Origin of the sequence: Streptomyces niveiscabiei, assembly GCF_033794345.1 — a bacterium.
Classification (GTDB): Bacteria; Actinomycetota; Actinomycetes; order Streptomycetales; family Streptomycetaceae; genus Streptomyces; species Streptomyces niveiscabiei.
This window is the reverse complement of the sequence record NZ_JARAYJ010000019.1, coordinates 100957-112984: the sequence shown is the minus strand read 5'-3', so window position 1 is coordinate 112984 and position 12028 is coordinate 100957. Positions and strand designations below refer to the sequence as shown.

Sequence of the window (12028 nt, the reverse complement as noted above, 5' to 3'; positions counted from 1 at the left end):
TCGTCAAGAGACCGTAACGATGGATTCACACGACGGATTCACGCGGACGGGAGGTGCCGTGACCGGCACGGTGGACGGGCTTGTCTGGGGTTCTGATGCTGTCGAGGTGGAGTTCGGGGTCGCTTCCGACGGGACTCCGAGGGTGGTGCGGGTCGGGGCCGACGGGAAGCGGGTCGATCCTGATGTCGCGCTTCCGCTGGTCGAGTTGACCGCGTTCGGGTGGGGGAGCGGGTGGTCGGGGCCGAGGTTCACGGGGACCGCTCTCGGTAACCGGCTGCGGTATCAAGGGCATTCGGCGGGCGGTGACGGGATGACCGTGGAACTCCACGACGCCGGGACCGGGTTGACCGCCTTCGTCGAGTACTCGGCCTTCCCCGGGGTGCCGGTGCTGCGGTCCCGGGTGCGGCTGCGGAACGACGGGCCCGAGCCGCTCGTCGTCCAGTCCGTCAGCAGTCTGCTCCTCGGGGCGCTGCCGCCTCCCCACCTGCTGGACGTGCACTGGGCCCGCAACGACTGGCTCGCGGAGTGCCGTTGGGAGAGCGCGCCGGTCCGGGACGTCGTCGCCGATATCGGGGCCGCCGTCCATCAGCACGACAGCCGTGCCGCGTTCCGCCTCACCGGGCGCGGGAGTTGGCCCACCGACGGGCACCTCGCCATGGGCGCGCTCACCGAAGCCGGCGGCGGGCGGGCCTGGTTGTGGCAGATCGAGTCGCCCGCCGGGTGGCGGTGGGACCTCGGGGAGCGCGACGGGCACACGTACCTCGCCCTCAACGGGCCCACCGACGCCGAGCATCAGTGGCGGGTGCGGCTCGGGGCGGGCGAGTCGTTCACGACCGTGCCCGTCGCGCTGGCGGTCGGTGCCGGGTTCGATGACGCGATGGGGGCGCTGACCTCGTACCGGCGTGCCGTCCGGCGGCCCCACGCCGACCATGTGACGCTGCCCGTCGTCTTCAACGACTACATGAACACCCTGATGGGGGACCCCACTTCGGAGAAGCTGTACCCGCTCGTCGACGCCGCCGCGCGGGCCGGGGCCGAGTACTTCTGCATCGACTCCGGGTGGTACGACGACGCGGACGGGTGGTGGGACAGCGTCGGCGCGTGGGAGCCGTCCGCCCGGCGGTTTCCCGACGGGGGCATCCAGCGGGTGCTGGAGCGCATCCGGGAGCGCGGGATGGTGCCGGGGCTGTGGCTGGAGCCGGAGGTGGTGGGGGTGCGCAGTCCCGTCGCGCGGGAGCTTCCCGACGACGCGTTCTTCCAGCGCGACGGCATCCGCCTCACCGAACAGGGCCGCCACCAGCTCGACTTGAGACACCCGGCCGCGCGCGCCCACCTCGACCGCACCGTCGACCGGATCGTCGGGGAGTGGGGGGTGGGGTACCTCAAACTCGACTACAACATCGTGGTGGACCCCGGGACGGTCGGGCCCGGGGACCTCGCGCCCGGAGCGGGGCTTCTCGGGCACGGCCACGCCTATCTGTCGTGGCTGTCTGGGGTGTTGGACCGCTACCCGGGGCTCGTCGTCGAGAGCTGCGCCTCCGGGGGGATGCGCATGGACGGCGCTACCCTCGCGGTCTCCCAACTCCAGTCCACCAGCGACCAACAGGACCCCCTGCGGTATCCGCCCATCGCGGCTTCCGCGCCTACGGCCGCGCCGCCTGAGCAGGGTGCCGTGTGGGCCTACCCCCAGCCGTCGTACTCCGACGAGTTGATCTCGTTCACGCTGGGCGGGGCGTTGTTGGGGCGGGTCCATCTGTCGGGGCATCTGGATCGGATGAGCGAGCGTCAGATGGCCCTGGTGCGGGGGGCGTTGGATACGTACAAGGCGATCCGGGGGGATCTGGCCCGGGGGTTGCCGTTCTGGCCCGTGGGGTTGCCGGGGTGGAGGGACGAGTGGGTGGTGCTGGGGGTGCGGGTGCCTGGCGGGGCGACGTATCTGTCGGTGTGGCGGCGGGGCGGGGGAGGTGAACTCCGGGTGCCTGTCGAGCATGTGGCGGGCGCGGGGGTGGGGGTCGAGGTGTTGCATCCGGGTGCTGCGGGGAGCGGCGTCGCGGTGTGGGACGGGGGTGGGGTGGTGGTGTCGGTGCCGTCTGTGCCGGGGGTGGTGCTGCTGCGGTTGAGCTGAGCGTGGCCGCGGGCGGTACGAGTCTCCCCGTACCGCCCGGTCGGGTCAGAGCAGGCAGCCGCCGGGGCAGTAGGAGGCCATCCGCTTGAACGCGGCCCGGGTGTTGGGGCCGGGGTCTCCGTCGATCGCGTCGTCGTAGTTGTAGTACCGCGCGAGGAAACGCTGGAGCGCCTTCACCGTGTTGGGGCCGACGATGCCGTCGATGTCGTCCGTGTAGCCGAAGTTCGCCTTGAGGAAGCGCTGCATCGCCTTCCAGCTCTCGGTGCCGAGCAGGCCGTCGATGTCGCCGTTGTAGCCCCAGCGGGCGTCGAGCGCGCCCTGGACCTTCCTGGCCTCCGCCTGGCTCAGGCCGAGGTTGACCGTCGCGAGTATGCGGGCTTCGGTGCTGGACGCTGCTTTCGTCTCCTGTGCGGGGGCCGCGAACCCCGCGCTCGCGCCTGCCAGACTGCCGACGGCGATCGCGGCGGCCGTGGCCGCGCCGACGAGGGTCCTGCTCAAGGTCTTGGGTCGCATTGCTGTCCCGTTCCGTCGCGGGGCGGCGCCCGTCGTGCCGGGGGCCGCCCCTGTTGTCAGGGCGTTGTGCTGCCCTGGAAATGCTGGCCGGGACGGGTGATGCGGGGTACCTCGAAGGTTCCAGGTACGTAATCGGGGGTTGGTCACTCTCCCGACGGCGCTGTCTGCGGGGCGCCCAGTGCGACCGGCGTGCCGAAGTTCGGTGTGCCGTCCGCGTTCCACGTGAATTTCTGGGCCCGCGTCGAGCGGTTCATGTCGCAGCCGCCGCCCGCCGAGTTGTTGGCGTGGTAGACCATCCAGTCCTCCGTGCCGTCCGGGGACTTGAAGAAGCCGTTGTGGCCGGGGCCGTAGACGCCGTTGGTGTTGGAGCGCTGGAAGACGGGGGTGGGGGACTTCGTCCAGGAGGACGAGTTGAGGGGGTCACCTCCGGTGTACGTGAGCATTCCCAGCTTGTAGTCCGGTGTTGAGCAGTGGCTCGCCGAGTAGACGATGAACGTCTTGCCGTTGCGCTGGAGGACTTCCGCGCCTTCGTTGACCGCGCCGCCGACCGTTTCCCAGCTGTAGGTCGGGGTGGAGAGGACGCGGCGGGTGCCGCTCGCTGTCCAGGGGTTGGCGAGGGGGCGGATGAACATGGGCTGGGAGCCGTTGTAGAAGGTGCCCAACAGATAGAGCTGGCCGTCGAGTTGGAGGATGCCGGGGTCCAGTTCCCAGGTGTTGTCCTGGGACGGGTCGAGGAGGTCGGCCTTGAAGGTGTACGGGCCCATGGGGTCGAGGCCCGCACTCTCCAGGACGTGGATGCGCTGGGTGCCGAGGTCGAACGGCTCACGTCCGGCCGTGTAGTAGAAGTACCAGCGCTGCCCGTTGGGCCCGTTGAGGAGATGGAACTCCGGCGCCCACATCGTCCCGGCGCCGTTGGGGCGGGTCAGGTTGAAGACGACCTGGTCGGACGCGGTCGCGAGCCCGGCGAGGGTCGGCGCCTTGCGCATGGTGATCGTGGAGTTCCATGTGGTCGTCGCCAGGTAGTAGTTGCCGTCGTAGTACGTCATCCAGGGGTCGGGCCCCTGCTGCTTCAGCGGATTCGTGAAGGTCCCCGGCGTGGACCCGCCCCCGTTGAACCCGGGCAGCCGCCACACCCTCCCGGCCGTCGAACTACACGGCAGCTGAACGAGGTTGGTGTTCGATGCCGACGAACCCCCGCTCGGTGCAACGCACTTGCCCGACCCCACCGACACCAGGTTGAACGTCTTGTCCGTCCCGCCCACCGCGACCGGCGCCAGCCGCCACTGCTGGTTGGTCCCGCCATGGCACGGCCACTGGATGACGGCCGCGTTGTCGGCGGTGGACGCGCCGTACACGTCCACGCACTGCCCGGACCACGCGGTCACGGTGTAGACGTCACTCGCCCCGGCGACCGGCGTGTAGGTGAAGCTCTGGTTGGCACCGGACGAGCAGGTGAACGCCCTGAGCTGCGTCCCGTTGGCCGTCGAACTTCCCGGCAGATCCAGGCAGTTGCCGCCGTTCTGGTTGACGCCCGTCGACGTGAACGCCACGGCGGCGGACGCGGACCGCTGCGGCACCACCAGGAAGGCGACCGCCAGGGCGAGCAGCGCGAGAAGGGCTCTGTATCTGGTCATGGCCCGTACACCTTCGCTTCGAGAAGGCCGACCGAACTCGTGCCGGTGCTGGTGAGCAGCACGCGCAGCCGGCTGGTGTTCGTGGCGGTGAACGTCACGTGGTTGTACTGGTTTCTGGCGAGTGTGTAGGCGCTCGCCCCCGGCACGTCGACGTACGAACTCCCGTTCCAGTACTGGAGTTTCCAGGCCGACGGCATGTCGATGCCCTGGTCGTCGTCGAAGAAGTACACGTCCGCCGCGTTCACGGAACGTGCCGTCGGCCACGTCAACTCGGCCCACTGCTGGCCGGTTTCGGGCCAGGTGCCCCAGCGGGGGTTCACCGTGTCGTTGGACGACGGCGGATCGATCCCGTCGTTGACGGCCGCGACGCTCTCCCACGACGACGTGTACGACGCCGAAGCGGTCGCCGACAGCGCCTGGTTGGACGGCGGCTGGACGCCACCCCGGTTGAACACCTTCACCTCGGTGAGCCCGGTCTTCGCGCCGGACGCGTTCGTCGCGAGCACCCGGACGCGCTGGGCGCTCACCGCCGGGAACGTCACGAGGTTGTAGTTGGCGCGCGGCACCGAGGGACTCTTCGTCTGACTCGGCACGTCCACCCACGAACTGCCGTTGTGGTACTGGATGGTGTACGCCGACGGCGCCCGGTACGTCGTACTGGCCGGGCGGCTGTCCTTGAAGTACAGGCGCACCTCGTTGAGCGTCCGGGACGTCCCGAGGTTCAGCTCGTACCAGTCCTGCGCGTTCGGGGAACCGCCCGCACCCCAGAAGGGTTCGTTGGTGGGATACCCGTCGACGGCACCGGACGTCGAGCTGCCGGACCCGGTGTAGGAGGCCGAAGTCGTGGCGCCCGAGGCGAGGTTGGTGAGGTCGGCGGTCAGATCGACGCCCGCCTTCGCGAGCATGTCGGTCATACGGGGGCTGCTCTGGACGACCTGGTTGGGTGCCTTGAGGCCCGCAACTGCCGTGTGATAGCTGACCGTTCCGCTGGTCGTGACGTCACCGGTCGCCGGGTCCCACGTGAACGGCACCAGCGAGTTCACGGTCGCCACCCGGCTCCCGTTGATGAAGATCGAGTACCCCTCGGGGACCCCGGGATAGCGCACGACACCGTCGGCCGGGTCGTCCCACACGATCGTCAAGTCGGCGCCCCGGTAACGGACGTTGTTGACCGTGAAGTGAGACCAGCCGATGTCGATCGGCGACAGCTCCACCTTCGCGTCGTTGCGGGGACGCAGCCCCGCCACGTCCTCGATGACGGTCCAGTTGCTGCTGCCGAGGATGTTGTGGTGGATCCAGGAGCGGTAGGTGATCGCGCTGCCGTTCCAGTCGGCCCAGAACTCGTTGGCGTCCGGCCACTGGGTGTTGCCGTTGACGTACTGCGCCCACGTGTTCCAGTACAGGAGCTTCTTGTAGTCCGTCGCGTTCATCCAGGAGTTGGGATAGTTGCGCAGGACGGACGAGTAGAGCCTGAACTGGACCGTGGAGTTGATGGTCGAGAAGTTGTTGGAGCCCGGCTGGCCCGCGTCGGCCGCCGCCTTCTTGTCGACCTGGTTCGCGGTGTAGAACGGGAACACCGGGTACTGCGCGGGGTCGTCGTACAGGCGCAGTGCCTGCCGGTAGGCCGCCGTGTTGGGGATGGCGCCGACCGAGAACGGGTAGTAGTTGTTGATCTCCTTCCACGGCACCCATTCGTTCGTGGACTTCAGCCGGTGCTCGAAGAGTTGGCGGTTCGGGTTCCACAGGACGTTGACGATGGCGTCCTTGATCTGGCCCGCCAACGTCCGCATCTCGGCCGCCTTGGCGGTGTTGCCGGCCGCGTCGTACGCCTGCGCCGCCGCGAGCGCCCCGCTGTACTGGTAGGCGGACTCGGCGCGGTCCATGGTGCCGGGCTTCCAGTGGAAGGAGACGGCGTCCGCGTCGTTGCCGGTCAGCGCGCCCCAGTCGTACTCGATCAGCTTGTTGTTGTCGTGGTCGTAGTAGGCGAGTTGGCCCTTCACGTCGCCCTCGGCGTAGTGCGCGAGGTTCGCCGCGATGCCGGGCTGGCCGCCGTGGAGCTGGTAACTGCGCCACGCCGCCTCGGCGATGTACTGCGTGTAGCTGTTGGACCAGTTCTCCGGGTCGCCCGGGTTGTCCAGGAACCGTCCGCCCTTGGATACTTGACCGACGCTCAGCCAGTCACCGTACGCATACGCCGGATCCCGCAGGTACTTGAGGTCGTCGATGTGCATCGGCTGGGTCAGCGCGATCGCGTTGTTGTAGCCGAGGACACCCTCGGTCGACGTGGGGAACTGGAAGGTCTGGCCCGGGATGTCGGCGTCCAGGCTGTTGAAGCGCATCAGCCACCAGCGGTAGTAGATGTTCTTCTTGATCGCCGGTTCGGGTACGTCGATGTAGGGCACGTTCTTCGCCCACCACTGGTTGTAGGCGCGCACGTGCGTCGCGAACGCGGTGTCCGGGGTGTATCCGGCGTACGCGGTGTACTCGCTCAGCGAGGCCGGGATCTCGTCGGTGACGAAGCCCATCACGACCTTCACGGTCGTCGTCGCGCCCGCCGCGATGGTCACCGAGCGGTTCAGGCCGCCGCCGGTCGCGGTGAACCCGTCGCCGGTCAGGCGGGGTCTGATCGTCGTGAGGTTGTTGTACGCGCCGACCTGGCCCGTGAGTTCGCTGCCGCTGCCGGTCGTCGCGTATGGGGAGGTCGCGCGGAGTTGGAGTGTCGTCGACGCGGTGCCGTTGTTCCTGATCGCGAGGTTCGTCACGGCGACGTTGTTGTCGGTGATGAACTTGGCCTGCGTGACCGTCGTCGAGCCGCTGGTGTGGACGCTGCGCCAGTGGCTGGGCACCTGGCGGCGCTGGGCGATCTGTTCGGTGAACGTGCCGGGGGTGATCGCGACCGTGTAGGCGTTGTTGTCGCTGATGCTCTCCCAGTAGGCGACCTGCCCGCCGAAACCGAGCGCGGCCGGGTTGTGGGTCTTCATGAACAGGGCCCGGCCCCGGCTCATCAGCCAGGGGCCCGCCGGGTCGTCGCCGGTACGGGCGAGGAGGCGGTCCATCCAGAAGTCGGTGCCCGAACTCTCCGCGTCGTACACGGACTTCATCATGTCGCCGGTCGTGTAGCCGACCGGCGGGCCGGGGATCGCGGGCCCGTTGAAGGTGGGGAAGCCGATCGTCTGCGACGCGTGGGCCGGGGGCGCGACGAGGAACGGACAGAGGGTGAGCAGTAACGCGAGAAGCAGGGCGTGCGGTCTTCTCATCGGGGGCTCCCTGGGTGGGGGTGACGAGAGGCACGGAAAGGGACCTGAAAGGTTTTCGCAACGTAGGAGCGAGCTGATGAGGTGTCAAGGCATCGCGGAGGAAGCGGAGTTCGGGAGCCGTCGAACTCCGGATCACCACCGCCCCGGCGTCACGACAGGGGCGCCGTCGAACCCCGGATGACGACCCGGCACCGTACCGTCTCCACCCCCGACCGCCGCGCCCCCGCGATAGCCCCCGACAGCGCGTGCGCCGCCGCCCTGCCCACCTGCTCCAGATTCATGTCCACGCTCGTCAGCGGCGGACGCGAAGCCGCCGTCAGCACCTGCCAGTTGTCGAACCCCATCACCGACACGTCCTCCGGCACCCGCCGCCCCCGCTCCCGCAGCACGTCGATGACGCCCCGCGCGATCTGGTCGCTTCCGCACAACACCGCGTCGACATCGGGGTGCCGGTCCAGCAGCAGTACGGTCGCCGCCCGCCCCCACCCCTCCGACCAGGCCCCGAACCGGGGTTCGCCGACCAGGTCGAGCCCGGCGTCCGCGAGCGCGGACCGCGCCCCCGTCACCCGGTCGTGCGCGGCGGCGTACCCGGGGTCGCCGGTGATGTGCGCGATCCGGGTCCGGCCGCAGGCCAGCAGATGGGCGACGGCGATCCGGCCGGCGTCCACGTTGTCCGGGACCAGCGACAGATCCCCCGGGTCCTCGGAGGGGGCGTACGCGTACACCACCGGCACCGGCAGGTCGCGCCCCAGCGAGGGGCGCGGATCGGTACGGCTCCCGACGACGATCAGCCCGTCCACCCGGCGCCCCAACAGGGCCCGTACGTGGTGCTGTTCACGGATCGCGTCGCCCCGCGCGTCGCATAGGAACACCGCGACCTCGCCCGCGCCGAACGCGTCCTCCGCGCCCATCAGGATCGGGATGCTGAACCGGCCCTCCAGGTCGCTGGTGAGCAGGCCGACCGTGCCGGAACGGCCCTCCAGCAGGCCCCGGGCGAGCTGGTTGGGCCGGAACGCGAGCCGCTCGGCCGCCTCGATGACCCGCTGCCGGGTCTCCGCGCGTACCTGGCTGCGGCCGTTGAGGGCCTTGGACGCGGTGGCGATGGACACCCCCGCCAGCCTGGCGACGTCACCGAGGGTCGCGGGCTGCGAACGAGCGGGGCCTGGGGCCGGGGTCATGGGGTTCTCCTTCTCGCGTCGCGTGCGTAAACGGTACGCGAGCCGGTTTCGGCAAGGCGGGCGCACCGGCGGATCCGGAGTTTTCGGCCTGCGGGCAAAAACCGTGTCGGACAAGGGGATTGACGAGCCATCAGGTCCGCCCTAGCTTTCTGAAAGCCTTTTCGGTTCGTTTCCGCGGGACTGGGGGATCGACATGAGGAGCACCACCGGACGGGTACGCCGGGCCGCCAGCGGGGTCGTGGCGCTCCTGGCCGCCGCGAGCCTCGCCACGGCCTGCGGATCGTCGGACGGCGGCGGCGGGGGAAGCGGCGGCAAGCCGTCCGGCGGCGTCGGCGGCGTCGACGACGGCGCGAAACTCACCATGTGGACGCGCGCCGCGACCCGCCCGCAGAGCGAGGCCCTGGTCAAGGCGTACAACGACAGCCACAGGAACAAGGTCGAGCTGACCGTCGTCCCCACCGACGACTACCAGGCCAAGGTCGGCGCGGCGGCCGGCTCGCGCGAACTGCCCGACCTGTTCGCCTCGGACGTCGTGTTCGTGCCCAACTACACTTCCAGCGGCCTCTTCGCCGACCTCACCTCCCGCATCGACGCCCTCCCCTTCGCGTCGAAGCTCGCGCAGTCGCACATCAAGGCCGGCACGCACGACGGCAAGAAGTACGCCGTCCCGCACACCCTCGACCTCTCCGTCCTCTTCTACAACAAGTCCCTGTACAGACAGGCCCAGTTGGACCCGGAGAAGCCGCCCACCACCCTCGCCGAATGGGACCGTCAGGCGCGCGCCGTCAACGCGTTGGGCGGCGGCGTCAACGGCACCTTCTTCGGCGGGAACTGCGGCGGCTGCGGCGTCTTCACCTGGTGGCCGTCCATCTGGGCGGCCGGACAGGAGGTGCTGAACGACGACGGCACCGCCGCCACCCTCGACTCGCCGACCGCGAAGAAGGTGTACGACGTCTACCGGGGCTGGGTGAAGGACGGCATCCTCGCGCCCGGCGCCAAGGAGGAGACCGGCACGACCTGGACCGGCGTCTTCCCCAAGGGCAAGGTCGGCGTCATGCCGATGCCCTCGACGACCCTCGGCCTGATGCCGAAGAACCTCGACCTCGGCGTCGCCCCCATCCCCGGGCCCGACGGCGGCAGGTCCACGTTCGTCGGCGGCGACGCCATCGGCATCGCCGCCACCAGCAAGCACGCCGACCAGGCGTGGAACTTCCTCGCCTGGTCCCTCGGCGACGAGGCGCAGGTGAACGTGGTCGCCGCGCACAAGGACGTCGTCGCGCGCACCGACCTCGCGTCCAACAAGCACTCGGCCACCGATCCGCGCCTCGTCACCGTCAACCAGCTCGTGGCGGACGGCCGCACGCCCTACGCCCTGAAGTTCGGGCAGACCTTCAACGACCCCAACGGGCCCTGGCTGAAGCTCATGCGGGACGCCGTGTTCGGGGACGGGTCCGGCATCGACAAGGACAACGAGGAGGTCTCCGCGTCGCTGGCCGACTGAGCCGATCGAGTCGTCGGCAGACCGGCCCGATCAGGGAGGACATCCCATGCAGGTCAAGGCAGTTGAGCGGACGGTGACCCCACCGCCGTCCGCCTCCCCCGGCCCACCCCGCACCCGCCGCTGGTGGCGCACCCGCACCGCGCAGGGCATCGCGTACGCCACCCCCACCGCTGTATTCGTCGCCGTCTTCTTTCTCTTCCCGCTCGTCCTCGTCGCTCAAATGTCCCTGAGCGACTGGCCGTTGCTCGCCGGGGACCGGGGCGGCAACGCGCCCGAGAACTACACCGACGTCACCGGCGGCCCGCTCTTCTGGCCCGCCGTCCGCTTCACCCTCCTCTACACGGCCGTCGTCACCGTCGTCCTCCTCGGACTCGCCCTGCTCCTCGCCCTGTTGGTGCAGGAGTCCCGCCCCGGCGCCGGGTTCTTCCGCACGGTCTACTTCCTGCCCGGCGCCCTCGGACTCACCTCGGCCTCTCTGCTGTTCTGGGGCCTCTACAGCCCCAACACCGGCCCCCTGAGCAAGACTCTGGAGAAACTCGGCCTCGTCGACGACCCCGTCTCCTTCCTCGGCTCGCCCACGGCCGCCCTCTGGTCGACGGTGTTCCTCGTCGTGTGGAAGTTCGCCGGGTTCTACATGCTGATCCTGCTCGTCGGACTCCAGCGCATCCCGCACGAGCTGTACGAGGCGGCCCGCATGGACGGCGCGAGCCGCGCCCAGATCTTCCGCTCGATCACCCTGCCGCTGCTCAGACCCTCCCTGGCGCTCTCCCTCCTCTTGTGCGTCACCGGATCGCTCCTCGCCTTCGACCAGTTCTTCGTCCTCACCAAGGGCGGACCCGACAACAGCACCGTCACCGTCGTCCAGTTGATCTACCGCGAGGCGTTCCAGAAGCTCGACCTCGGTACGGCGGCGGCCCTTTCGATCATCGTGCTGGCCGCGCTGCTCCTGCTGAACGCCCTCCAGTTCCGGGGGCTGCGAAGGGAGGACGCGTGAAAGGGACACGCACCCCGTACTACGTCGTCACCGGCGGCCTCGCCGTCATCTTCCTGTTCCCGCTGCTGTGGAACACCTGGGCGTCGGTCAGCCCCCAGCCCGGCACCGCCCAGGAGTCCGGGTACGGCCTCGGCAACTACCGCACCCTCCTCGACTACGACGCCGGGCTGTGGCGGTACTTCCTCAACAGCACCGTCGTCTCCGTCCTCACCGTCGCCCTCACCCTCGGCGTCTCCCTGCTCGGCGGATACGCCTTCGCCCGCTTCCGGTTCCCCGGCAAGGACCTGCTGTTCCTGGTGACGCTGGCGATCCTCATGGTGCCGTACGCGACCCTGCTCATCCCGCTCTACGTCCTCCTCGGCCGCCTCCACCTCCAGAACTCGCTCATCGGGCTGAGCCTGGTGCTCGCGATGTTCCAACTCCCGTTCGCCACCTTCATGATGAGGATCTCCTTCGAGTCGGTGCCGCGTGAGCTGGAGGAGTCGGCGCTGGTCGACGGGTGCGGGACGGCGGGGGCGCTGCGGCGCATCCTGCTGCCCGCCGTACGGCCGGGGCTCATCACCGTCGGACTCTTCGCGTTCCTCGCCGCCTGGAACGACTTCATCGCCCCGCTGATCCTCATCTCCGACAGCGCGAAGGCGCCGCTCCCGCTCGCCGTCGCCAATCTGCGCCAGCAGAGCATGGGCGCGGTCGACTACGGCGCCACCGAGGCGGGCGTCGTGGTGCTCGCGGTGCCGTGTCTGCTGCTGTTCCTGCTGCTGCAACGGCATTACGTGCGCGGGTTCATGTCGGGCGCGCTCAAGGGCTGAGCCCTGCTTTTCCACTG

Annotated in this window: 8 protein-coding genes; 4 read left to right on the top strand and 4 right to left on the bottom strand. The window is 69.4% G+C overall.

The genetic code is table 11. The features are described from left to right. Positions 1 to 19: 19 nt before the first annotated feature. On the top strand, positions 20 to 2125 hold the full coding sequence (locus PV682_RS25190; protein WP_407705740.1) for an alpha-galactosidase: 2106 nt from the start codon (positions 20 to 22) through the stop codon (positions 2123 to 2125). A gap of 45 nt (positions 2126 to 2170) precedes the next feature. On the opposite strand, the gene PV682_RS25185 is transcribed toward PV682_RS25190, so the two are convergent. From PV682_RS25185 to PV682_RS25170, 4 genes are all read right to left on the bottom strand, one after another. Next, complete coding sequence (locus tag PV682_RS25185) at positions 2171 to 2638, bottom strand: peptidoglycan-binding domain-containing protein (RefSeq protein ID WP_319733607.1); 468 nt, start codon at positions 2636 to 2638, stop codon at positions 2171 to 2173. 143 nt (positions 2639 to 2781) lie between these two features. Beyond that, positions 2782 to 4272, bottom strand: coding sequence for a family 43 glycosylhydrolase (locus tag PV682_RS25180; RefSeq protein WP_319733605.1), 1491 nt, complete (start codon positions 4270 to 4272; stop codon positions 2782 to 2784). After that, positions 4269 to 7529: a discoidin domain-containing protein gene (locus PV682_RS25175; protein WP_319733603.1), complete on the bottom strand. Its 3261-nt coding sequence runs from the start codon at positions 7527 to 7529 to the stop codon at positions 4269 to 4271. Before PV682_RS25175 ends, PV682_RS25180 begins: the two co-directional genes overlap by 4 nt. 149 nt (positions 7530 to 7678) lie before the next feature. Beyond that, positions 7679 to 8707: a LacI family DNA-binding transcriptional regulator gene (locus PV682_RS25170; RefSeq protein ID WP_319733601.1), complete on the bottom strand. Its 1029-nt coding sequence runs from the start codon at positions 8705 to 8707 to the stop codon at positions 7679 to 7681. A gap of 193 nt (positions 8708 to 8900) precedes the next feature. Here PV682_RS25170 and PV682_RS25165 point away from each other — a divergent pair, with 193 nt between their 5' ends. The 3 genes from PV682_RS25165 to PV682_RS25155 are packed head-to-tail and all read left to right on the top strand — an operon-like array spanning position 8901 to position 12011. Further along, positions 8901 to 10208 carry an ABC transporter substrate-binding protein gene (locus PV682_RS25165; protein ID WP_319733599.1) on the top strand — a complete coding sequence of 436 codons (1308 nt, stop codon included), beginning with the start codon at positions 8901 to 8903 and terminating at the stop codon, positions 10206 to 10208. Positions 10209 to 10254: 46 nt separating this feature from the next. Continuing rightward, positions 10255 to 11202 (top strand): carbohydrate ABC transporter permease, encoded by a 948-nt coding sequence (locus tag PV682_RS25160; protein WP_319733597.1) that lies wholly within the window; start codon positions 10255 to 10257, stop codon positions 11200 to 11202. Continuing rightward, on the top strand, positions 11199 to 12011 hold the full coding sequence (locus tag PV682_RS25155; protein WP_319733595.1) for a carbohydrate ABC transporter permease: 813 nt from the start codon (positions 11199 to 11201) through the stop codon (positions 12009 to 12011). Before PV682_RS25160 ends, PV682_RS25155 begins: the two co-directional genes overlap by 4 nt. Positions 12012 to 12028 lie beyond the last annotated feature (17 nt).

Coding starts and splice junctions, on each gene's coding strand:
- PV682_RS25190 (WP_407705740.1), top strand. CDS start 20: ATGGATTCACACGACGGATTCACGCGGACGGGAGGTGCCGTGACCGGC.
- PV682_RS25185 (WP_319733607.1), bottom strand. CDS start 2,638: ATGCGACCCAAGACCTTGAGCAGGACCCTCGTCGGCGCGGCCACGGCC.
- PV682_RS25180 (WP_319733605.1), bottom strand. CDS start 4,272: ATGACCAGATACAGAGCCCTTCTCGCGCTGCTCGCCCTGGCGGTCGCC.
- PV682_RS25175 (WP_319733603.1), bottom strand. CDS start 7,529: ATGAGAAGACCGCACGCCCTGCTTCTCGCGTTACTGCTCACCCTCTGT.
- PV682_RS25170 (WP_319733601.1), bottom strand. CDS start 8,707: ATGACCCCGGCCCCAGGCCCCGCTCGTTCGCAGCCCGCGACCCTCGGT.
- PV682_RS25165 (WP_319733599.1), top strand. CDS start 8,901: ATGAGGAGCACCACCGGACGGGTACGCCGGGCCGCCAGCGGGGTCGTG.
- PV682_RS25160 (WP_319733597.1), top strand. CDS start 10,255: ATGCAGGTCAAGGCAGTTGAGCGGACGGTGACCCCACCGCCGTCCGCC.